At 33.9% G+C, this 21,641-nt stretch carries 18 protein-coding genes; 5 read left to right on the top strand and 13 right to left on the bottom strand.

Annotated elements, in window-relative coordinates; genetic code table 11:
• Nucleotides 1-15: 15 nt before the first annotated feature.
• The 5 genes from QL232_RS07165 to QL232_RS07145 all read right to left on the bottom strand — a co-directional run bounded on the left by QL232_RS07165 (nt 16) and on the right by QL232_RS07145 (nt 5,165).
• Entirely contained in the window at nt 16-771 is a 756-nt protein-coding gene (locus tag QL232_RS07165; protein WP_281613604.1) for an SDR family NAD(P)-dependent oxidoreductase, read from the bottom strand.
• A complete protein-coding gene (locus QL232_RS07160; protein ID WP_281613603.1) occupies nt 764-1,348 on the bottom strand; it encodes a class I SAM-dependent methyltransferase in 585 nt (194 codons plus the stop codon). The genes QL232_RS07165 and QL232_RS07160 overlap by 8 nt, the downstream gene beginning before the upstream one ends.
• Complete coding sequence (locus tag QL232_RS07155; protein WP_168880773.1) at nt 1,338-2,348, bottom strand: sugar phosphate nucleotidyltransferase; 1,011 nt, start codon at nt 2,346-2,348, stop codon at nt 1,338-1,340. Before QL232_RS07155 ends, QL232_RS07160 begins: the two co-directional genes overlap by 11 nt.
• 210 nt (nt 2,349-2,558) lie before the next feature.
• Complete coding sequence (locus QL232_RS07150; RefSeq protein WP_281613602.1) at nt 2,559-3,746, bottom strand: BamA/TamA family outer membrane protein; 1,188 nt, start codon at nt 3,744-3,746, stop codon at nt 2,559-2,561.
• Between the two features lie 84 nt (nt 3,747-3,830).
• Entirely contained in the window at nt 3,831-5,165 is a 1,335-nt protein-coding gene (locus QL232_RS07145) for an ATP-dependent 6-phosphofructokinase (RefSeq protein WP_281613601.1), read from the bottom strand.
• A gap of 224 nt (nt 5,166-5,389) precedes the next feature.
• Between QL232_RS07145 and QL232_RS07140 the strand changes: the two genes are divergently transcribed.
• Nucleotides 5,390-6,076, top strand: a complete 687-nt coding sequence (locus tag QL232_RS07140; protein ID WP_168880770.1) for a head GIN domain-containing protein — start codon at nt 5,390-5,392, stop codon at nt 6,074-6,076.
• A gap of 64 nt (nt 6,077-6,140) precedes the next feature.
• Here QL232_RS07140 and QL232_RS07135 read toward each other — a convergent pair whose 3' ends face one another.
• Entirely contained in the window at nt 6,141-8,570 is a 2,430-nt protein-coding gene (locus QL232_RS07135) for a heavy metal translocating P-type ATPase metal-binding domain-containing protein (protein WP_281613600.1), read from the bottom strand.
• A 139-nt stretch (nt 8,571-8,709) separates the two neighbouring features.
• Here QL232_RS07135 and QL232_RS07130 point away from each other — a divergent pair, with 139 nt between their 5' ends.
• A complete protein-coding gene (locus QL232_RS07130; protein ID WP_281613599.1) occupies nt 8,710-9,564 on the top strand; it encodes a DMT family transporter in 855 nt (284 codons plus the stop codon).
• 61 nt (nt 9,565-9,625) lie between these two features.
• Here the strand turns inward: QL232_RS07130 and ftsZ are convergent, their stop codons facing one another.
• The 7 genes from ftsZ to QL232_RS07095 form a co-directional block, all read right to left on the bottom strand.
• Nucleotides 9,626-11,077: a cell division protein FtsZ gene (gene ftsZ, locus QL232_RS07125; RefSeq protein ID WP_281613598.1), complete on the bottom strand. Its 1,452-nt coding sequence runs from the start codon at nt 11,075-11,077 to the stop codon at nt 9,626-9,628.
• Nucleotides 11,078-11,273: 196 nt separating this feature from the next.
• A complete protein-coding gene (gene ftsA / locus QL232_RS07120) occupies nt 11,274-12,623 on the bottom strand; it encodes a cell division protein FtsA (protein ID WP_168880766.1) in 1,350 nt (449 codons plus the stop codon).
• A gap of 174 nt (nt 12,624-12,797) precedes the next feature.
• The gene (locus QL232_RS07115) at nt 12,798-13,571 is read right to left on the bottom strand and encodes a hypothetical protein (RefSeq protein WP_168880765.1); all 774 of its coding nucleotides are present in this window, start codon (nt 13,569-13,571) and stop codon (nt 12,798-12,800) included.
• 6 nt (nt 13,572-13,577) lie between these two features.
• Nucleotides 13,578-14,951 carry a UDP-N-acetylmuramate--L-alanine ligase gene (gene murC, locus QL232_RS07110; RefSeq protein WP_281613597.1) on the bottom strand — a complete coding sequence of 458 codons (1,374 nt, stop codon included), beginning with the start codon at nt 14,949-14,951 and terminating at the stop codon, nt 13,578-13,580.
• 1 nt (nt 14,952) lies between these two features.
• Nucleotides 14,953-16,071 (bottom strand): undecaprenyldiphospho-muramoylpentapeptide beta-N-acetylglucosaminyltransferase, encoded by a 1,119-nt coding sequence (gene murG / locus QL232_RS07105; protein WP_168880763.1) that lies wholly within the window; start codon nt 16,069-16,071, stop codon nt 14,953-14,955.
• 129 nt (nt 16,072-16,200) lie between these two features.
• A complete protein-coding gene (locus tag QL232_RS07100) occupies nt 16,201-19,131 on the bottom strand; it encodes a gliding motility-associated C-terminal domain-containing protein (protein WP_281613596.1) in 2,931 nt (976 codons plus the stop codon).
• A gap of 169 nt (nt 19,132-19,300) precedes the next feature.
• A complete protein-coding gene (locus QL232_RS07095) occupies nt 19,301-19,831 on the bottom strand; it encodes a DUF6702 family protein (RefSeq protein WP_281613595.1) in 531 nt (176 codons plus the stop codon).
• Between the two features lie 271 nt (nt 19,832-20,102).
• Between QL232_RS07095 and QL232_RS07090 the strand changes: the two genes are divergently transcribed.
• From QL232_RS07090 to QL232_RS07080, 3 genes are all read left to right on the top strand, one after another.
• Nucleotides 20,103-20,477: a response regulator gene (locus QL232_RS07090; RefSeq protein ID WP_168880760.1), complete on the top strand. Its 375-nt coding sequence runs from the start codon at nt 20,103-20,105 to the stop codon at nt 20,475-20,477.
• 71 nt (nt 20,478-20,548) lie between these two features.
• Nucleotides 20,549-20,839, top strand: coding sequence for a hypothetical protein (locus tag QL232_RS07085; RefSeq protein ID WP_281613594.1), 291 nt, complete (start codon nt 20,549-20,551; stop codon nt 20,837-20,839).
• A 6-nt stretch (nt 20,840-20,845) separates the two neighbouring features.
• Nucleotides 20,846-21,616 (top strand): MBL fold metallo-hydrolase, encoded by a 771-nt coding sequence (locus tag QL232_RS07080; protein ID WP_281613593.1) that lies wholly within the window; start codon nt 20,846-20,848, stop codon nt 21,614-21,616.
• Nucleotides 21,617-21,641: the final 25 nt, after the last annotated feature.

The following is a 21,641-nucleotide window of genomic DNA, read 5'->3' as shown; positions in this document are numbered from 1 at the left end:
GGGCTTAATTATGCCTTAAACTTTCTTATTCAATATTGTAGCTGATGCTTGAGCTGTTGGGTATACCACTAAATCTGCAATATTTACAGAACCCTTTCTTGATACCATAAAGTAGATTATATCAGCAATATCTTCCGCATATAATGGAGTATACCCCTTATATACATTTTCTGCTTTTTCTGAATCACCTTTAAAACGCACCTCAGAAAATTCAGTATGCACTAATCCTGGGTGAACTGCACCTACTCGAATACCAAACTCATTTAGATCATATCGCATTGCTTCATTTAAAGCATTCACTGCAAATTTTGAAGCATTATATACATTTCCATTAGGATAAACATCTTTACCTGCAATTGATCCTATATTGATGATATGCCCTGATTTTCGTTCTTTCATTTGATCAATAATGGCTTTGGAAACATATAGTAATCCTTTGACATTAATATCAATCATTGCATCCCAATCATCAACATCACCATCTTGTATTGGTGCTAAACCATGAGCATTTCCTGCATTATTAACTAAAATATCAATTACAGAAAAGTCTTGAGGCAAGCTTTCTAGTTTGGCAAAAACGTCTTTCTTATCTCGCACATCAAATGATAAAGTATGTACTTTTACTTTCTCTGATAACTGATTTTTCAATTCGTCTAAACGTTCCTGTCTTCTTCCACAGATCACTAAATTGATTCCATGATCTGCAAACATCTCTGCTGTTGCTTTTCCTATTCCTGAAGTTGCTCCTGTAATTAATGCTGTTTTAGTCATTCTTTTGATATTTAAAACACATAAATGACATTTCCATAATATGTTCCTCTTCAGCTAACGGAGGAAAATAGAAATGCTCTAAATGCTTATTGAATTGATATTTTAATTGAGGAAATTCTTTTTCAATGGTTTCTTTAAGGTAAGTTTCTCTCATATCCCATTGGTGTGTAATGATCAGTAAAAATCCTTCATTTTCCAATGATGAAAGTAGCTTCTTAAACATATTTATTTCTTTGGCCCTATCTTCTTCTTGGCAGTGTATAACTGCATCCAATAATATTACCTGAAAAGTATTTGAAGGATTGTAATTATAGATATCTTCTACAACACCTTCTATCTGATGATTACTCTTCGTAACCATTGTATCTACTCCAATAGCTGAATAATCTACTCCTGTAACTTGAAAGCCAAGCTTCAAAGCCAACAAAGAATTTCTACCTTGTCCACAACCTAAATCCAAAAGAGCTCTCTTTTGTTCTAATTTTTCTAAAAAATTATTTAGTTCAGGGTAAGGTGCTCCAAATGCATCAGGATGTTGATAGAATTCATCCCATCCTTTTTGTTGGTTAGTTGCCAAAATTTATCTCTGTATGGTCTCCTAAATTTAAGCTTTGTGCTATCCCTTTTAAAGTAGAATCGTGTCCTACTAAAGAATTTCTTAATAACAGATCATTTAAACTTGTATATGCCCCAATAATTGAGTTGGCCACTATACAATTTTCAATTCTAGCCTCATCTCCTATCACTACATTAGGGCCAATAATCGCATTTCTAATGACAGCGTTTTCCCCTATTTTTACTGGTTCAATGATAATCGATTTATCACAATCTAAATCTGAAGTCGTATTTGTTTCAAATCCAGGTCTAGCTAATAAAGTGGCATTTGCTTCTAATAAAGATAACCTTGCTCCACAGTCATACCAGTTTTCTACAAATTGAATATTGAATACTTCCCCTTGCTCAACCATATGTTGGATGGCATCAGTAATCACAAACTCATTATTACAAGTAATATTATTCTGTACTACATAGTTTAATGATTCTAATAACAGTGGTACGTTTGTTATTTTATAGATACCCACCAGTCCTAAATTGGATTTAGGAATCTTTGGTCGCTCTACGAACTTCTTAACTATATTCTCTTGATTTACTTCAGCAACACCTACTTTTCCAGGTTGATCCACTTTTTGTACACCTACAACAGAATTAGAATTACCTAACATCTGCTTCATATCCAGGTTCACAATTGAATCCCCTAAACACAACATTAATTCATCCTCATCCTTAAAGAATTTCTGAGCTACAAGAATCGCATGTGCTGAACCCTCTCTCGGAATCTGAACAACAAACTCAAAATGTACTTTGGTATCCTTGTAATTGTCAAGAATGAAAGATTCAATTCGAGCCCCCATATACCCTATCACAATGATAAATTCATCAAACCCTGAATCAATAAATTTATCGATGATATGTGCAATAATTGGTTTTCCTGCAACAGGTAATAACGCTTTAGGTTGTGTATTTGTTAAAGGTCGAAGGTTGGACCCTCTTCCAGCGACAGGGATTAATACTTTCATATAGAGACTTGCTTAGGTGTAGTTCTTAATTCAATAAAGTGCTTCCGAAATAATATAGATAAATACTATTTTTTATAGTTGAATATAAAGGTAAAACCAAATAGATAAATGTGTAGATGAATTTATTCAAAAATTTAATTCTTGATCAAGAAAAGTATCATATTTCATAAATTTGAGAAATTAGGTATCTATACACAAAGTATATATTCATTAAAATGCTTCCCGAATACCAAAGTACCATATAAATCCATCTTTACTGTAAGTGGTATCAAAACGGACATTAATCCTTGCATAAGGTAAAATTGTATATCTCACTCCCAATCCAACAACAGGCAACCATTCAGCATCAGTGAAATCATTATAATCACCATAAACTTTACCGTTACCTAAAAGTCCCATAAAACGTAACTTATTATCGAAGAATGGGGAAGTGTACCTGAATTCGACTTCTATATTCAACGCATTTTTATCTACTCTTCGTCCTGATTGATACCCTCTTTGTACATCTCCATTCACTCTTCCATAATAAGAATAGTTTGCTCTTTCTGGGTTTCCCGTTAAAATATTTCCATATACTTTAGCTGCAATAATATATCGATGCGTTGGGTTTAAAGACCAAAACCCCATCAACTCAATCATATTGGCTAAATACTCATTGTTTTTTCCGTCTGATGCGAAATATTGATAGCCAGTATAACTCACAAAATATCCACTATAAGGATAATTAACATTGTCTCTGGTATCAAAATCTAATTTATACGCTACACCACTATTTCCTGAGCTTTCAGTTAATCCATTAACAGCAACTAATGTATCCGATTCAGGGTTATTGCCTTCAAAATCCACTTTTTTATAATTGTACCCCAAACCTAAATAAAGGTGAGGAATCACTCTTCTCATCACATAGGAATCAAACTGAAAGACTTTTTGCTTGGCATCGGCTCCAACTAATCTTGTTGTATCTGGGTATAAAGTGCCATCTGGAGCCTCTGAATAATCGTATAAACTCAACTCTTTATTAAGGCCTCCTCCTCCGGCTCTCACTCTAATTCTCCAAGTATCTTCTTTTAAATAGAGTTCATTATTAAAACCAACTATATATGATTTATTTGTTGTATACATTCCATATACTGAAGTCATAGAGTTCGGAGAAATTGTATCTCCTTTTGAAGGATAATACGTCAACATGGGTGCTACAAAAAGCCCGAATTTAATCGATGGGTCATACATAGGCCCTGGGATCACTCTCAGTTTCACACCTTTTCTCTCTTTAACAGCATCGAACTTTGTCATTTCTTTGTTCCGATTTTTTTGAACAGCAGTAGAATCCTGAGAAAAGGCTGAAAATGAAATATTTATAAATAGTAATAATAGAAAAGACGTAATAGATAGTTTCATGCTTTGGGCTTTTGGGATAATAATGAATATAAAAAAAAGGTATCATTTCTGATACCTTTTCTCTATAATTAATAGAAAATTCTATTATTCATTATACATATTGATGGGTTGTCCTGTAGTCTCTAATACAGACCACCATAATGGACCATCAATATCAATTTTCTTTCTTGAAGCTGTTGCTACAGGAATTGGTAAGTAAGTAAATTGGTTATGCCAACGACCTACTACAAAATCTGTGAAACCTGCCATAGCACCATGAACTGCATTTAATGCAAGATCATTACAGAATACTGAGTCTGCAGGAATAGCTACTTCTGAACGAATAATATAAGAAGGGTCAATGTATTTCACTGTCGCTTCCATATTTTCATTAGCAAAGAATTTATTGATCTCATCTTTAAGATAAACACCAATATCTTTATGCTTCACATTACCTGATTTATCAAGTACTTCATCACCTTCTTCAAATAGATGTTGTCCGGCACCTTCAGCAACTACCACTAATGCATGATGACGTTCGTCTACACGCTTCTTCAATTCATTTAAGAATCCTTTAGGACCATACATGTCAAATTTAGATTCTGGAATAAGAACGAAGTTTACATCTGGCATTGCTAAAGCGGCATTTGCAGCAATAAAACCTGAGTCACGACCCATTAATTTTACTATTGCTACACCATTATAAGCACCTGTTGCTTCGTTATGAGCATCTCTTACGATTGATGCTGCAGTAGTAAATGCAGTATCGAAACCGAAAGTTTTTGTCATAAAGTTAACGTCGTTATCAATTGTCTTTGGAATACCCGCAGTAGCAATTTTTAATCCACGACGCTCAATTTCTTGTTGGATTACATGGTTACCTGAAAGAGTACCGTCTCCACCAATAGTGAATAAGATATTGATATTTTCTCTTTCTAATGTATCTACCATTGCAGAAATATCTTGGCGACCTCTTGAAGATCCTAAGATAGTTCCTCCGAATAAGTGAATATCTTTTACAACATTTGGCGTAAGTTTTACCATTTCATGACCATAGTCAGAGATAAAACCTTGGTATCCATACTGAATACCCCAAATATTTTTAACGTTATATCTATAATATAATCCGTTTACTAAACCACGGATTACATTGTTAATGCCAGGACATAATCCTCCACAAGTAACAATGGCTGCCTTTGTTTTAGACGGATCGAAGTAGATGTCCTTTCTTGCACCTGCTTTTAAGAATGAGATAGGTTCTTCTTCGCTAGATTTTGCAGAATTAAAAGCGTCTAATGATGCATCATAAATAATTCTACGAGAGTCATCAATATATTCCTTGTCTGGTGCTGCTTCTTTGTAGTTCTTATAAATTGGTGATAATATAGTAGCTTTTCCAAGCTTCTTAACCTCAAAGTCTTCTCTTTTCAAGTCGTTCATGAGATGTTCTAATTTTAGATATCAATTTCAAAACACGAATTACAGTAATTATATCTTAAAAAAGGATGACCTAAGTAACCCTATTCTATGATATTTAGAATTATATGCAACCTTTTAATAATCGCATTGTCTTTACTAGTGAATAATGTTTCGCACAATGTTCGCAATATTAAAAAAATGATATTGCTATAAATATATACACGGGCACAAATCTACAATAAAAAATGAAATTAAAACTTATTCTTTCAACTTTAACAGCTCTTATTATTTCTGTTCAATTTACACTTGCTCAATCTTCTAGAGAATTAAAACCATTCAGTGTTATTGGTATCTCGGGTGCAATTGATGTAGTTTTAGTGGCAGGAAACAAAGACCAAGCAGATATTACGGTTTACAAGAATACCAAACTTGAACATGTGATCACTGAGGTAAGTGGTGATAGATTATCTATCCGACCTAAAAAAGGAGTGAGAAACGTTAATGCAAAAGTAACATTAACTTATTCTTCAAAGATCACAAAAATCAGTTTCTCTGGTTCTAGCGATATAGAAGCTCAAAACACGATTAAGACGTCTAACCTTTCTTTATCAGGAAGTGGATCAGGCAGTTTTAAAGGAGATGTTCAATGTTCTGCTCTAACTTCATCATTAAGTGGTTCTGGGGAATTAGACTTAACTGGAAAAGTAGACGAATTTTCTATTAGTGTAAGTGGTTCTGCAGATATCGATGCAAAAGAATTAGAAGCTAAAATTGTCACTATTTCTGTAAGTGGTTCTGGCGATGTTGATTGTTTTGCGACAGAGGAAATTAACGCAAGAGTTTCAGGATCAGGAGATATTAGATATAAAGGAGACCCTGAGAAAACTAAAATTAAAGTTTCAGGTTCTGGTGATATCGAAAAAATCAATTAATTCTTTTGGCTAAGATAAAAGTCAAAAACAAAGGGTAATCATCGTAAAAATGATTGCCCTTTTTCTATTTCTTTAAAAATTCTCGTCCGGCAATTGTAGTTCCTAGCATACCAATTAATACTACTGAAATGGAACTAAGTGGCATTAGGATCGCTGCTATCAACGGTGAAAGATTTCCTTGTACAGCATAACTAAGCCCTACGATGTTGTATAAGAATGAAATTACAAAACCTACATAAACCATTTTCATTGCAGATTTTGAAAACTTCATATAAATATTCAAATCTTTTACTTTTTCTGCTGAAATAATTCCATCACAAGCTGGTGAGAATTGATGGGCATCTTCGGCAACAGCTATACCTACATCAGATTGTTTTAGTGCTCCCGCATCGTTCAACCCATCACCTATCATCAATACTTTTTTCTGCTTCTCTTGATTATTGACGATATAGTTCATTTTATCTTGAGGAGATTGTTCAAACCTCATCTCAGTATTTTGAGGGAAAATTTTCGACAATTTTTCTTTTTCTGATGCATTGTCTCCTGATAATAATGATACCTCATATTTTTTCTCTGACAAGTCTATTAAAAGCTGGTCGATTCCACCTCTTAAAGATTGAGCTAAAGAAAAATGACCTAAAATATCGTCTCCTATTTTCACATAAGAAACCGTCTGAAATGATTTTTTAGAAGATGAATCTGCTCCTACAAATGTAGCTTTCCCTAAACGTACTAGAACTCCATCAACAGTCCCTTCAATACCGTTTCCTTCTACTTCTTTAAAATTGGAAACTGTAATTCCCTTTTGAGCTTCATTAGCTAAATATTTTGCGATTCTACTCGAAACAGGGTGCGTAGATTGGGATGTTACTGCATAGACTTTATCTAATTGTTCTTGTGTTAATGTATTGCCTACAAAATTGATTGCTTGTTCTTTTGCGGAGGTGATTGTTCCTGTTTTATCAAATACTAAATGATCAATTGCAGCCATATTTTCGATGGTTCTTGTGTCTTTCGCATACAAACCAAACCTTGCCATTATTCTCATGGCATTACCTAAAGCAAAAGGGGCGTTTAATGCCAATGCACATGGACAAGCAATAATTAGAACAGCTGTAAATGTATTTACGGCATGTGTTGGTCCATCAACATTCCACCAATATGTACCAGCAATTGCAGCTACAAATAAGATGACTAAAGTAAACCACTTACTTATCACATTGGTTTTCGATTGTAGAAAATCGGTTGCATTTTCCTTAGTAAAAGTATGCTCGTTCCAGAGTCTTGTAAGATAGCTTTGAGAAACTTCTTTTGTTACTTCTACTTCAATAACCCCTGCAGTTTGTTTACCTCCTGCATACAATAAATCACCTGATTGTTTTTCTACAGGTTTAGATTCGCCCGTTACAAAACTATAATCAATTTGAGCATCCCCTCTTTTTAAAATAGCATCTGCAGGAATTAATTCTCCATTTTTAATCTGCAGCGTATCGTATACTTCTAATTTTGAAAGTGGAATATTCTCTAACTCATCATTTTTTATTCTAGTAACTGCAATAGGGAAATAAGATTTATAATCTCTTTCAAAACTAATGTTGTCGAACGTTTTCTGTTGAAACCACTTTCCTATCAATAATAAAAAGATTAACGCTCCTAAAGAATCAAGGTAACCTGCACCAGTATCAGATAGTATTTCAAAAGCACTTCTAAGAAAGAGGGCCAGAATACCTAATGAAATAGGAACATCAATATTTACTCCTTTATGCTTGATCGCTTGCCAAGCTGAAGTAAGATAATCTCTAGCACCATAAAAGAATACTGGCAAACTTAATATTAGGTTTAAGTAGCCAAAAATCTCAATAAATTCTTGATCCTCTACTGTGATTCCCAAATATTCAGGAAAACTCAGCATCATGATATTTCCAAAACAGAATCCTACAACACCTAACTTAATAAAGAAAGTCTTTTCTTGTTCTGATCGTTGTTTCTTCTTCTTGTTTTTCTCTAGATCCTCTAAATTAATTAATGGTTCATACCCTAAATTGATTAGGAGCATCACTAGGTCTCTTAATGAAATCTTTTCTTCTGAGAAGGTTACATAAATTTCTCTTTTCAAAAAATTCACCTTAGACTCCAGCACACCTCCATGCAATTCAGGTAGCTTTTCTAATAACCAAATACATGAGGAGCAATGAATTTGAGGGAGATAAAAACTAAGTTTTGCAATTTCACCATCTGTAAAATCAATCAACTTCTTTTTTATCGTATCATCATCCAAGTAAGCCAACTTATCTCTTTGAGATTTTCCTTTTTGTCTTACTCCTGGCTGATTATTTAATTTATAGTAATCTGATAAATTATTTTCTTGCAATAATTCATAAACCATATTACAGCCGTTACAGCAAAATGATTTACCTTCATCATTGGTTATTAATTCATCCTTACAGTCTTCTCCGCAGTGGTAACAAGTTTGTATGTTCTTTTCTGAGTGCATTTAGATAGATATAATTCTGAGATGCTACAAATTTCGTTAGCAATTCTGAATTCATTACTGACAATTATCAGTTGATCAAAAATATTAGGAAAATTCAGTTAACATTGCAATTAATATTAGACGCGAAAGATACAAATACATGAAATTACATATTGGTACAGGAGCCAAACAAATGTTATTAGCTGCTTTAGTCATGACAACCATGCAGTTAATCGTCAAATCGATTCCTCAAATACCACCTCAAGAAGTAGTTTTTTTCAGGGCTTTAGTCTCTTTAGTATTAAGTTATGTTACCCTCAAAAAAGCAGATGTTTACTTATGGGGTAACAATCAGAAGATGTTATTTCTCAGAGGATTTTTTGGAACTGTTTCTCTTGTTTTAGTCTTTGCCAGTTTTCAAAATCTACCATTAGCTACAGCTGTAGTATTGCAAAATTTAGCACCTTTATTCACAGCAATTTTTGCTATGCTCTTTTTGAAACAACCTCTTAAACCCGCTCAGCTATTATTTATGAGTTTAAGTATAGTTGGAGTAGTATTAATCAAGGGTTTTGATCCAAGGGTAGATCCGCTTTACCTTGCTATTGCTATTTGTGGAGCAATTGGTTCTGCTGCTGCATATACTGTAATAGGAAAATTAAAAGGTAAAGAAAATCCTGTCGTCGTTGTTTTTTACTTCCCATTTGTAGCAGTACCGATAACAGGATTATGGTGTTATTTTGATTGGGTTACCCCAACAGGGTGGACTTGGGTAGCATTACTAAGTATTGGAATTTTATCTCAAATTGGCCAAATACTACTCACTAAAGCCTATCAATCTGATGATGATGCGGCTACAGTTTCAAGTATGAATTATACAAGTGTGATTTACGGAGCTCTTTATGGTATATTCTTCTTTGGAGAATTCTTTAGTATTGAAGTAATCTTAGGTATGCTCCTGGTTATGCTAGGAACAATATTAAATTTGATATACAAAACTAGACTACAAAAATAGTCATAAACTAAAAAGGGTTGATATCTAGTAGATATCAACCCTTTTTTTGAATTAGATAAGATTATTCCTCTGTATCTTCTTCATTATTTTTTGTAGGATTCAATTTAACTCCTCTTCTTAAGTAAGCTGGAATGTCTCTCAAATCTTTCAATTCATCGTTTGAAATTTCTTTCATTGAGTCAAACTTTTTATAACTACTTAAGTTTTGTGATGTTGGTGTTGCAGTCTCTTCAACATTATCATCATTAGATATTGATGCTGCAGAGCTTGCTTCATATTCATCATTAAGTGAGTAAACCGTTTTTTGTGGTTCTGCTTCTACTTTTTCCTCAACCTGGGGAGCCGCCGAAGTTTCTGCTACAGGAGTTTCTTCAACTGATTCTGTAGATTTTTCTTCAACAACTGGAGTAGTTTCCTCCTTTGTAGAGATTGGTTCAGGTGTTTTTGTAGGAATTGAAGTAGAAATTCTACTTGTCTTATTTCCTAAACCAGACTCCCCTTTGTTAAAAAAATCTGAAGGTGACTTATCTTTATCTTCTTCAAAACCTGTAGCAATAACTGTAACGCTAATTGCATCGCCTAATGATTCGTCTTTAGCTACACCAAAGATCACTTCAGCTTCCTCACCTGCTCTATCTTGAATATAACTTGTCACCTGCTCAAGTTCACTCATATCTAAGTTGTCATAATCACTTACAACTAAACTTAGTAAAATGTACTTCGCATTAGTAATATCAGTATTATTCAATAATGGAGACGCAATTGCAGCTTCAGTAGCTCTAATTGCACGGTCTTCACCAGACTCAATAGATGAGCCCATTACGGCAGTACCCGCATCTCTCATTACTGTATTAACATCTTCAAAATCGACGTTGATATATGCGTCTACAGTGATAATCTCTGCAATAGATTTTGCAGCACGAGCTAAAACATTATCTGCTTGAGAAAATGCTTCTCTCATTGAAGATCTACCGTAAACCTCTTTCAATTTCTCGTTTAGAATAACAAGAACAGTATCACAGTGTTCTTTTAATTCTTCGATACCTTGAAGTGCTCTTCTTTCTTTTGGTTTTCCTTCAAATCTAAAAGGCATTGTAACAATACCTACTGTAAGAATGTTCAAGCTACGAGCAATTTCTGCGATAACAGGAGCTGCACCTGTACCTGTTCCACCACCCATACCGGCAGTGATGAACACCATCTTAGTACCGTTCGAAAGAAATTGTTTAATATCATCTTTAGTCTCTAATGCAGACTCTCTGCCAATTTCTGGCTTTGCTCCCGCACCAAGACCTGAAGTTAGTTCTAAACCTAATTGTACTTTATTAGGTACAGGACTAGACTCTAATGCCTGTTTATCTGTGTTAGCGATAAAGAAATCCACATCGTGAATTCCTAGTTCATACATGTGTCGCACGGCGTTACCACCGCCTCCACCAACACCAACCACTTTGATGATTTTATTGGCAGCAGAGTTGCTAGACATATCAAACTCGTAGCTCGTTTCAGTCATAGACTCAAAAAATTTATAAATTTAGGATCCTGTTAAAAGGAATCCATGTTGCTCTTTTGTTAAAACTTTTGCTAAAATAATAGCATAATTTGAAAGATTTACATTCTTTAAATAAGTATTTAAAAAAAATATCATCTTTCCTATATGAAAATACACAAAAATTATAGTTCAACCTAGAACTATTTAAAATAAAGTATTAATCTTTATAATCTTCTGTATCATCATAATCATCTATCAGAAGGTCTTTTGCCTTTTGTAGAAAATCTGAGAAAATGTTCTTTCCTCTTGCAGCAGAAGTATCTGCAACTTTAGTTCTTTCTGAATATGAAGTTGTTTTCTCGTCTTGAATCGGTTGTTGATACATTTTTCTTGGACGATCTTCTTCTCTTTGATCTAAAGCTTTAAACCCTGCCAATGCTAAGCCTAATGCTGTAGCAAATTTTGGATCTTTCACTTTTTCAGATCGATCTGATTTTCCTAAGAAAGCTGTCGGATAACCAATACGAGTATCCAAACCAATCTTATATTCAAATAAATGCTGGATATTTCTAAGTTTTGATCCACCACCAGTTAATACTAAACCGCCAGCCAACTTATCCATATATCCAGAATCTTTAAGTTCTGCTTTAATTAAATCAATAATTTCCTCCATTCTTGCCTCAATGATATAGGCTAGGTTCTTAATAGATACCTCTTTTGGAGTTCTATTATTGATTCCTGGAATTTCTACTACTTCAGAATCTTTAGTATTTGCAGCCATAGACTGACCAAATTTCACTTTTAGAAGTTCTGCCTGATGTTGCATCACAGCACAACCTTGTTTGATATCTGAAGTAATAATATCACCACCGAAAGGAATTACTGCAGTATGTCTGATAATACCATCATAGAAAATTGCAATATCAGTAGTACCTCCACCGATATCAATAATTGCTACACCTGCTTCTTTTTCCTCTTCAGTAAGTACCGCCATACTAGAAGCCAAAGGCTCCAACATCATTTGGTCTATTTCAAGATTACTTCTTTCAATACACTTTTTAATGTTACGAATGGAGTTACTATTGGCTGTTACGATATGGAAATCTGCTTCCAGTTTCACACCAGCCATCCCCACAGGATCTTTAATTTTCTCCTCACTATCAACAGTATAATGCAATGGAAGAACATGAATAATCTCTGTTCCCGGTTCTGTAATCACTCTATACATATCATTAGTCAGACGCTCAACATCTGTTACTGATATTTCATCTTCTTGATGAGGTAGTGTGATACTTCCATGTTGTCTGAAGCTTTTAATATGCTTTCCAGCTACACCAACATTGACAACATTGATTTCAATATTAGAATCATTTTCGGCATCTGTAATTGCCTGGTCGATAGCCTCTGTAGTTTTAGCGATATTACTAACAGTACCATCACGAACACCTTCAGATGTTGCATGACCTAATCCTAATATCTCTAATTGATTATATTCATTCATCTTTCCTACAACGGCACACACCTTTGTAGTTCCAATATCAAGCCCTACTATAATCTTTTCTTCCATATTCAACGTGAATTATTGTGAGTAACAAGCGGGTATTACTTTCTTTCTGTGATGGTAATTTTTATAATCCTATTAAAAAAACAAAATTTCTTAATATGTTCCGAAAAAAGCAAATATTCAAAACGTTTAATTGATAATGGTATAATTGATTCAACTTATTTGATCAAAGATTCATTAATCACAAACTATTTGGCCTGCATACTGTAATTTAATATTCTTGTAAACGTTCCAACCTTTCGTTGAAACAATCGTGTTATAATATAACTTTAATTTACCAAGTTTTTTTAGATAATCAGTTGGTTGTCCAAATTCAATTCTCTCTTTACCTACTTGAGGATAAGCGATAATCGACATGTCCTTATTGATATCTAATTGGGTTATTTGGGCATTCCAAAATCTATCATTACTTAATTTATTGACAAACTCCAACAATAGGTAAGTGTAATAAGAATCTTCCCAATAGTTTTGACTCATTAATTTTTCTGCTCCCGCACCAGTTATCAGCAACACACGAGCAGCATGTTTTTTTGATAATCCAATCATCTTACCTTCTTGATTGATATAAGTAGATTTTCCACTAGGTGTCAGAATCCTAGCAATTGGACGATCTTGCTCAATATCAATCACAAGATTATTTTTAACATCACGGGATACTTCTGCATTTCGTACAAATTGAATGGCATTTAAAGAATTCTCAATTTCCTTAATTGACATCCCTTGATCTGTACGGTCTAAGTTCATCTTTGCTACTGCATCTTTTACTTCTGTAGCTTCAACAAACCTTGGTGCATTATAATTTGTGACATTAATAATCATCTCACCTTCATTGACAATATTAGGTCTTGTTACAGTGAAGACTATTGACAATAAAACTAAAAAAATAACTACAGTGAGACTAATGGCCCCCTTCTGCTTAAAAAATTGTTGTATCTTATTTTCTTTACTCATCTTAAATTAAGAAAGAATATCAGCAATATCTCTGATAAAACGATCGATGTTACCGGCACCCACAGTAGCGATGACTTTTCCATCAAATGCTTTTATTTCGTTTAGCAAATCCTCATCCTGAACAATCCTCTTGTTATCATGTAGGATCTTTCCTAAAAGCATTTCTGAATTTACGCCTTCGACAAACTCTTCTCTAGCAGGATATAATGGCAACAACCAAATTTCATCCGCTAATGATAAAGCTTCTCCGAAACCATCAGCAAAGTCAGATGTTCTTGAATACAAGTGTGGTTGAAAAACAACCGTAATCTTTTCAGTAGGATATAAAGCTTTTAAGGAGTTGATAAATGTCGTTATTTCTGTTGGGTGATGTGCATAGTCGTCAACGTAAACACTATTTTCTGTTTCCACCCATTTCTCAAATCGTCTCTTTACACCTTTATAGCTCTCTATACCGTTTTTAACTTCCTCTATCGTTAAACCTACCTCCAATGCAATGGACATTGCTAGCAAGGCATTTTCAACATTATGGAATCCTGGTAAAGGTAAAGCAACCTGTTCTATAACAGTTCCTTCGTGAAATTTAGCATCAAAATAGAACCTACCATTTTTCACTTCTAAATTAGAAGCTTGGGCATTTCCATCGTTTATACCATAAAAATAAGATAAAACTTCTTTTTTTGCAGTTAATCTGTTGATTTTATGTTCTAAAAAAAGTTTCCCGTCATTTGGTAGCTTATTAATAAAGTCCTGAAAAGACTCAAAAACGGCATCTTCAGTTCCATAAATATCTAAATGATCTGCTTCACAACTAGTAATACCAATAATATTTGGGGATAGCTGTAAAAAAGAACGATCGAACTCGTCAGCTTCAACAACAACAATATGGTCATCTTTTGAACTATCACCTAACAGCATATTTGTCCCATAGTTGGTAGCGATACCTCCAAGAAATGCAGACACATTTTTATTTGCACTTTTCAAGATATGAGACAACATCGAAGAGGTAGTTGTTTTACCATGCGTACCTGCAATACCAATAGTAAAGCTCGCTTTTGTGATAATACCTAAAACTTCGGCTCTCTTTTTTATGGTATAACCATTTGACTTCAAATATTGGAAGCCTTCATGAGAACTAGGAATAGCTGGTGTAAAAACGATTAAAACATCATCCTTTGGCAAAGTCAAAAGTTCTTTGGGTAAAGCTTCTACTTTATCATTATACATCACTTGGATGCCCTCAGATTCTAATGTTTTTGTCAGTTCTGTTTCCGTTTTATCATACCCAGTAACAGTAGTACCATTCGCATTAAACCACCTTGCTAAGGCACTCATTCCAATTCCTCCTATTCCTAGAAAATATATATATGAAGGCAACATATTAGTTCATTCGTTTGTAATGTTTTTCCGCAATCTCTAAAACTTTAGATGCGATATCGTTGGCAGCGTTAGGCTTACCAAGTTTTGTTATATTCTCAGATAATGATTTTTGCAAATCTTCATCCTCAACCAAAGTGATTAACTCATCAATTAATTGAGAACGAGCGTCTACATCTTTTACTAAAATAGCCGCATTTTCTTTTACCAATGCCATTGCATTTTTCGTCTGGTGATCTTCTGCTACATTTGGAGAAGGAACCAATATAGTAGGTAACCCTGCCAAACATAATTCAGAAATTGAAAGAGCTCCTGCTCTTCCTACTACTACATCTGCAATAGCATACACACCTGCCATATCTTTAATAAATGATACAACATGTAACCCCTCTTTCTCTCTACCGCCAAATTGAGAATGGAACTTCTCAAAGTAATATTTACCTGTTTGCCAGATCACCTGAATACCTTTTTCCAGTAACTTGTCTACACCTGCAGACATACTTTCATTTAAGGTCAATGCGCCCAAACTACCACCAAAAATAAATACCGTTTTTTTATCTGAAGAAAAGCTCCATTCTTGATAGGCTGCATTTTTCTTTTCTTCAAGATCTGTGATATCTTGTCTTACTGGATTACCTGTAAATTCAATAAGCTTTTCAGGAAAGTAAAACTCCATTCCAGGATAGGCAACGCATATCTTATTTGCTCTACCTCCAAGAATTTTATTGGTTAAACCCGCATAACCATTCTGCTCTTGAATTACTGTTGGTATTTTATTCGATTGTGCTCTCCACATAATTGGACCACTAGCATAACCACCAACTCCAACAACGACATTGGGTTTATATTCATGTACAACACTACTAGCTTTCCATAAACTTTTTATCAGTTTAAATGGAAAATATAGATTTTGTATCGTCAACCTCCTTTGGATACCACTTATAGGAAGACCTATGATCTCGTAACCTGATTCAGGTACTTTTTCCATCTCCATTCTACCTTCTGCACCGACAAATAAAATCTCTGCTTCGCTATTTTGTTCTTTAATAGCATTGGCGATGGCTATAGCAGGATAGATATGACCTCCAGTTCCTCCACCACTAATGATGACTTTCAATTTCATAGTGATCTATTGATATAAAAAAGGGTTATAACGTTTCAAAATTAAAAAAAATAACTCTGAACAAACAGTAAAAGTATCCCTTTGGAGGATACTTTTACAAAAGTAGAATTATTTTTTTATTAATAGATTTTACTGAGATTCATTTCCCTTAAGAATCACAAATGAACCTTTTATTTCTTGTTTCTCGTCGCTTTCTTCAAGACGATAAATCATCATTTCTCCTCTATAGTAGTAATTACCAGGCTCGACATCATTTCCTGAATCGGTTTTACCATTCCAATTGATCTCAATGTCTCCATCATGTTCATCAGAATTATAAGAGAATATAGCTACTCCCCAACGATTGAATACCGTAAAATTGATACTCTTAACAAACCTAGGGCATCTCATTGGAATAAAAGTCTCATTAATTCCGTCACCATTTGGACTAAATGCATTCGGCAACTCGTAGTAGTGGCAATTATCTTGGATAATTATATTGCTCAGATCACTTTCATTTCCTGAGTCATCTACTGCAGTTACTGCATAACTACCTTCAACATATTCTCTATTAAGGAATTCATACAACAACTGAATGGTTAATGGTCTTCCTTCTGGATGATCCATTGTCGCTACAGGTGCTCCAAAATCGTTCTTTGATACTGCTGTCCTTCTTGAATAATAGATATTATAGCTTACAATGTCATCATCACAATTTGAACCTTGCTCATTTAACCAAGTCAACTCTACTTCAAAACGGTCTTTCTGACAAGATCTTTCCCCATCCGTTTCTGGTTCAACAACACAACTGTCCATAGGGAAACCTTCTTCCAAATTAGCAAGAGACAAAATTGGTGGACAAGGAGGGATAGTATCTAATAGTTCCACAGTTAATTCTTGTGTTCTATTAATCAGAGGCTCTGCAATAGATGGATGCTCAAATGAACCAATGGTTTCTATATAATAGGTATACAGTTTTCTATCATCCAAAGGTAGATCTGCAGTACCTCTATCTGTATAGCTTAAACCATTTGAATGAGTAAATACACTATCATATAAACTAAAGCTTGTTTCATCTCCTTCAATTTTACGATAGACTTTATGGTATACTGCAGATGTGTCTGTATTTACAATAACAGTATCTGGAGTAAGGTTCCATGGTACATTTCCTGTCCAATTTAAAGTAATAAAGTCTAAACCTGCATCAGATGATAATCTTACATAAGAGGCTAAAGTTGTTGTATCTCTAGGTGCCGCATTATCAGAACTAGTTCCCTCTAAAAACTCTATTCTGTAATGATATTCTGTTTCAACAGTATTTAGAAGGTTGTCAACTAAGGTAGTATCAGTTAATGGATTAGTATTGATCTTAGTATATTGATCAAATTCTATTTTCTCCATTCCCTCTCCTCTGTAAACATTATAATATGGAGTTCTTCCCGGAGTTACATCCATTGGTACAGTCCATTTTAAATTAATTTGTCCATTTTCTTCTTCAGTAGATTCTACATCTACTTGTACGATATATTGACTATCTGGAATAAATGCACAGTCTTCTTCTGAGGCAATACTTTCTCCTCCTTGTGGAGATCTAAATGTTGCATAAATTCTATAACAATAATTTGCTCCTTGATCTACAGTAAAATCTCTAAATGACGATTCTGATACATCAACTGAATTCACATACTCATAACCAGTCCATGATGGTAAACCGGTTTCACAGACAGGATTAAAATCAAAAGATCCTTTCTTTCTGTAAATATGAATTTCATCTGCACCATCACAAGTGTAAGGGTCCCATGTTAAACTTACAAACGTATTACCATTGGATAGATCTGTTGAAGAAGCAGGTTCAGCTACCAAACCTGTAGGTGCTGGACCTAAAACTCTAACATTCCAATTCTGTAATGTTCCTAATTGCGTGTTAGATTTATCTGGAAAATCTTTGGCTTCAAAAGTAATCTTATAAGGTTCTTGTCTAATATCAGCACATTGCGGTGTCCAACTAAAATCCCCTCTTGCCTCTGAATTATTCACACCACTATAAGTAGGAGTAAAAATCATGTCAGCATAAGGAGGTATTGCGATTTCATCACTTTGCTGTGAGATTTCTAATTTGATTGGATGTGGTCCCCAATCTAATGTTGAATCTGAATTATAACACGGTGCATTATCTTGATCGTAGGCAAATATTTCTTTTAATAAAGGATCACCTGCTATAACACAAGTATCTGCAGGACCTTCAATAATAGGTCTTAAGTTTAATGGATCGATAATAATGACCTGCATATCTCTATTTACTGCCCCTATTCGGATACCATCTCTCCATTCTTCTACAAAAAATGCAACGTTATACTCACCAGCTACAAAAGGTGCATCCCATGTTAAATCTCCTGTCGACTCATCAATATAGAAAACAGCAGGAGTTTCACATTGCTCTGTCACTTTAGACCAATCTTCATTTGGATCATCTGGAAAACGGTAGTTTTGTACCGGTGTATCAGTACCTTGTAAACAAACGGTTAATCGGTAGGATAAACTATCACCATCAATGTCATATGCTCCGGCATTATGAATAAATTTCTGACCAATAGCTCCTTTAATTACAGGAGGAATTAAAAGTACAGGCGAACTATTCAATCCTAAAGCAGGGTTAATCATAAATTCAGATTGAATGTAAAAAGGAGTCTCTGAAGAGATTTCCATATTTCTTACACCGGGGTTTCTGTTACGTTCAAAATAACTTACCTTATAATTACCGTCAGAAGGGAAAGTATGTTCTACCTGATATTGTATTATCTCTGTTTCTCCATCTTCGGTATAGCCCAAAGACTGAGGTTTCACAATTGCATTATCTGATCCATCGCCAAAATCAATCAAACCATCTCCAGCATTAACACCTGTAACGTCTCTGTATAGAATTGCCGTTATAATGTATTCTCTATCACCACCGTTTGGCTTTCTTCTCATAGTCAGGTCACCTGCTCTAATATGGGTAGCATATACCACATCAGGCACCAGAATTGTCAATAAAAGAAGAGTCAGTAAAGCACTGAATAGTTTATATGTTTGCAATCTCATATTGTTTACTTAGAGGAGTAATAGGTCATTTACTATTTTTATAATACTCAAGGTATTTATGAAAAAAAGATGATTTGAAGTCATTTAGCTAACAATCAGAAATTTCTAGTTCATAAATAGCTTAATTCTATTATTTAATATACAAAGCATTTTACCCTAAAGTCAATGTTTACCATTGAATTGTTTCTGTATTTTTTTCAAAATCAAACAACCAGCTCTTTTTTGTATCATTACAAGTTAGATGCAACATGTTTCTTTGATCATGATGTACATCATAGAGTATAGTATTTTCTATGGTCAATTCCTTTACTTTTTTAATACCTGGGATTTCCATGTAAACCCACAATGCTTGAATATCTTGCTTTGCATCCGTTTCTCTACCCACCCAAATAAGCACTTTAGGTTTCCCATTAATTTGAACTTTTAAGTGTTGATTAAAATATCTATTAAGCCATAAATCACTATCAGGATGCTCTTTTTCGGTAAATAAATTAAGCTTAGGACCTCCTATTAGCTCCACACCATCTTCTAAATCATCAAAGAATACCTTTTGTGCAATTTCCAGTGATTTTGATTCTTTATTGAAGTTCATTTCACAAACACTTAAATGTATTGGATGTGCAAATGCAACTAAGCCTAGGATTAAAGTAAAAATTGAAAAATGGATAATCAGTTTATTCATTGTATGTAATTTGATCATGATTTTCGCAATTTAGAAAACATTACGATTTTAATATAGGTAGTACAATAGAAATAAGTTTCAAGTGATCTTCATTGTTAAAATTCTATCAATGTAGTTTGAAATGTATTTTACTAAAAGAAGTTTATAATTTTTACGCATTTAATCTTTCAGAATATTTTTAATTTTCACTATTAGTTTGTAAAATTATATAAGTAATCGAAACTAAAATACACAGATTAACACTACACCAAGTTTATATTTCTGTATCTATCTGAAACTATTTACACAAATGGGAAAAAAAATATTAGTTGCTGAAGACAGTTCTGTGATTCAAAATATCACAAGAAAAGTGTTACAATTCCAAAACTATGAAATCATCTCTGTAAAAAACGGACAACAAGTACTAGACAAATTAGCCAAAAGTCATTACGATGCCATTTTACTTGACATCAATATGCCTGTTATGGATGGTATGGAATGCGCCCAAAAAATTAGAGGGTTAGATGATGAAACAAAGAAAAATGTTCCAATTGTAGCAATTACAGGAAACGCAAAAAATTACTCTATGGATGATTTCAAAGCTGTTGGAATCAATGAGTACCTACCTAAACCTTTAAATTTTGACAACCTTGTTAACGTAGTGAATAAAGTTACTAATAATTAATTTTTTTCACAGTCATCAAAATATCTAAGCTGAATACATTACATTGCAAAAGTAATTTATTCAGTTTTTTTATGTCAAATACAAAAAGCACTTTAAAACCTACGAAACACTTACAAGCAAAACTTGAAGATATTTTTGCAGAATCCGACTACAATCTTCGTTATGAAAGAGGTAGCTTCAAATCTGGGTATTGCTTAATTAGAAATGCTAAAGTGGCCATTATCAATAAATTTTACAGTCAAGAAGGTAAAATACAGTCGATGATTGATATCTTGAAGGAAATTGATATTGACACCTCACAGCTTAGTGAAAAAAATGTTTCCCTTTACCAACAGGTTACGGACGAAGATTTTTCTATTTAAAAAGACATGAGAATAACTTTTTTAGGAACTGGCACCTCACAAGGTATACCAATTATTGGGTGTAAATGTGAAGTCTGTAGATCATTAGATTACCGAAACAAACGATTACGTTCATCTATTCATATTCAAACAGATGAAGGTGAAAGCATTATCATAGATTCAGGACCTGATTTTAGACAACAGGTATTGAGAGAGCGTATCACCCAGTTAGACGGATTGGTTTTTACCCACCAACATAAAGACCACACTGCAGGCATGGATGATATTAGAGGATTTTATTTTCTAAACGGAATGAAACCTATAGAACTCTATGGTACACATGCTGTATTCTCACAGTTAAAGCAGGAGTTTAGCTATGTTTTTGCTGAAAACAAATACCCTGGTGTTCCTTCTGTTAATTTAAATGAGATCAAAAAAGATCAAGAATTCTATATCGGGAAAACATTGATTGACCCAATACAAGTATGGCATTATAAACTACCTGTAATGGGTTACAGGATCAAGAACTTTGCATACATCACTGATGCAAATAAGATTGACAGTGACCAAATGAGTAAGTTAAAGAATTTAGATGTTTTAGTAATTAATGCTCTACAGAGGAAGGAGCATATTTCACATTACAATCTAGAAGAAGCACTTGAGGTTATTCAGGAACTATCACCTAAAAAAGCATATCTCACACACATAGGGCATAAAATGGGATTACATTCAGACACTCAAAAAGAACTTCCAGAACATGTAAAATTAGCCGAAGACGGACTAATAATTGAGTTATAAAAAAAGCACTTCATAAACTTAGGAA

Origin of the sequence: Flammeovirga sp. SubArs3 (genome assembly GCF_947387565.1) — a bacterium.
GTDB classification, from domain to species: domain Bacteria; phylum Bacteroidota; class Bacteroidia; order Cytophagales; family Flammeovirgaceae; genus Flammeovirga; species Flammeovirga agarivorans.
This window is presented reverse-complemented; position numbering and strand designations above follow the sequence as displayed.

What these genes read in the sequence shown, in the direction of transcription:
- QL232_RS07165 (WP_281613604.1), bottom strand. Translation starts at nt 771, where the DNA reads ATGACTAAAACAGCATTAATTACAGGAGCAACTTCAGGAATAGGAAAA.
- QL232_RS07155 (WP_168880773.1), bottom strand. Translation starts at nt 2,348, where the DNA reads ATGAAAGTATTAATCCCTGTCGCTGGAAGAGGGTCCAACCTTCGACCT.
- QL232_RS07150 (WP_281613602.1), bottom strand. Translation starts at nt 3,746, where the DNA reads ATGAAACTATCTATTACGTCTTTTCTATTATTACTATTTATAAATATT.
- QL232_RS07145 (WP_281613601.1), bottom strand. Translation starts at nt 5,165, where the DNA reads ATGAACGACTTGAAAAGAGAAGACTTTGAGGTTAAGAAGCTTGGAAAA.
- QL232_RS07140 (WP_168880770.1), top strand. Translation starts at nt 5,390, where the DNA reads ATGAAATTAAAACTTATTCTTTCAACTTTAACAGCTCTTATTATTTCT.
- QL232_RS07135 (WP_281613600.1), bottom strand. Translation starts at nt 8,570, where the DNA reads ATGCACTCAGAAAAGAACATACAAACTTGTTACCACTGCGGAGAAGAC.
- QL232_RS07130 (WP_281613599.1), top strand. Translation starts at nt 8,710, where the DNA reads ATGAAATTACATATTGGTACAGGAGCCAAACAAATGTTATTAGCTGCT.
- ftsZ (WP_281613598.1), bottom strand. Translation starts at nt 11,077, where the DNA reads ATGACTGAAACGAGCTACGAGTTTGATATGTCTAGCAACTCTGCTGCC.
- ftsA (WP_168880766.1), bottom strand. Translation starts at nt 12,623, where the DNA reads ATGGAAGAAAAGATTATAGTAGGGCTTGATATTGGAACTACAAAGGTG.
- QL232_RS07115 (WP_168880765.1), bottom strand. Translation starts at nt 13,571, where the DNA reads ATGAGTAAAGAAAATAAGATACAACAATTTTTTAAGCAGAAGGGGGCC.
- murC (WP_281613597.1), bottom strand. Translation starts at nt 14,951, where the DNA reads ATGTTGCCTTCATATATATATTTTCTAGGAATAGGAGGAATTGGAATG.
- murG (WP_168880763.1), bottom strand. Translation starts at nt 16,071, where the DNA reads ATGAAATTGAAAGTCATCATTAGTGGTGGAGGAACTGGAGGTCATATC.
- QL232_RS07100 (WP_281613596.1), bottom strand. Translation starts at nt 19,131, where the DNA reads ATGAGATTGCAAACATATAAACTATTCAGTGCTTTACTGACTCTTCTT.
- QL232_RS07095 (WP_281613595.1), bottom strand. Translation starts at nt 19,831, where the DNA reads ATGATCAAATTACATACAATGAATAAACTGATTATCCATTTTTCAATT.
- QL232_RS07090 (WP_168880760.1), top strand. Translation starts at nt 20,103, where the DNA reads ATGGGAAAAAAAATATTAGTTGCTGAAGACAGTTCTGTGATTCAAAAT.
- QL232_RS07085 (WP_281613594.1), top strand. Translation starts at nt 20,549, where the DNA reads ATGTCAAATACAAAAAGCACTTTAAAACCTACGAAACACTTACAAGCA.
- QL232_RS07080 (WP_281613593.1), top strand. Translation starts at nt 20,846, where the DNA reads ATGAGAATAACTTTTTTAGGAACTGGCACCTCACAAGGTATACCAATT.